This window comes from Paenibacillus zanthoxyli JH29, from assembly GCF_000520715.1.
In the GTDB taxonomy this organism is placed as follows: Bacteria; Bacillota; Bacilli; order Paenibacillales; family Paenibacillaceae; genus Paenibacillus_AQ; species Paenibacillus_AQ zanthoxyli.
Genome location: NZ_ASSD01000058.1, coordinates 1 through 983, shown reverse-complemented (window position 1 = coordinate 983; position 983 = coordinate 1). Strand labels below are relative to the sequence as shown.

1 protein-coding gene is annotated in these 983 nt (G+C 58.0%); it reads left to right on the top strand.

Features of this window, described 5'->3' with window-relative positions; all coding sequences use genetic code 11:
- The coding region (locus L691_RS0102315) for an ATP-dependent helicase (protein ID WP_025688526.1) at positions 1 to 983 on the top strand (983 nt) is incomplete at both ends.

The window sequence follows — 983 nt, the reverse complement described above, 5'->3', positions numbered from 1 at the left end:
GACGCTGGCGGGGGCGGGGTCCGGCAAGACGAGCGTATTGGTGTGCCGGACCGGCTATTTACTGTCCGTTCGCCGCGTTCCTCCCGGATGCCTGCTGCTGCTGACGTTCTCCAGCAGGGCGGCGGCAGAAATGCGGGAGCGGATCGGCAGGCTCCCGGGAATCGGCGGACGGGATATTTCGGGGCTGCAGGCCCGCACATTTCATTCTTTTTTTCTGTACTTTCTGCGAAGGCAGGGGGCCGGGCAGGAGATTTTCCACGATACACGCCGCCAGCATATTCTGCTTAAAGCGATCATGCGCGAGTTGGGCTTGCCCAAAGATGCGTATCCGCCGGAAAGCCTGCTCTCTCTTCTCTCGTCCTGCAAAATGAACATGGGCGGCGTAGACACCCTTCCCCAGCTTACGAATGCGGATAAGGAAATCAAGGAGATTCTGAAGCGCTACGAGCAGTGGAAGCAGGATCATGGCAAAATCGATTTCGACGACGTGCTGCTGCATGCCTACCGGATGCTGCTGGAACGGCCGGAGCTGCTTGCGGAGTTGCAAAGAAAATACAAGTATATTATGGTTGATGAATTTCAGGATACGAATATGCTGCAGTATGAGCTGATCCGCATGATCGCCCGTCCCCTGAACAATCTGATGGTGGTGGGCGACGACGATCAGACAATCTACTCGTTTAATGGGGCGAGGAGCGAGTTCATTCTGGAGTTCGAGAAGCTGTACCCAGATGCCAAGGTCATTACGCTCGACATCAACTACCGTTCCGGGCCCGCCATCATCGGCCTTGGCAACGGGATTATCAAAGGCAACACGCGGCGGCGTTCCAAAACGCTGCGGGCGGCGGTGCAAGGCGGCAGCCAGCCCCGGTACCTTCGCCCTTACACCGCCGACGAGGAAGCCGAAGCCATTGTGGAGTACATTGCTTCCGCCGTGGAGCAAGGCGCACGGAGCTACGGCGATTTCGCCGTGCTGTACCGGG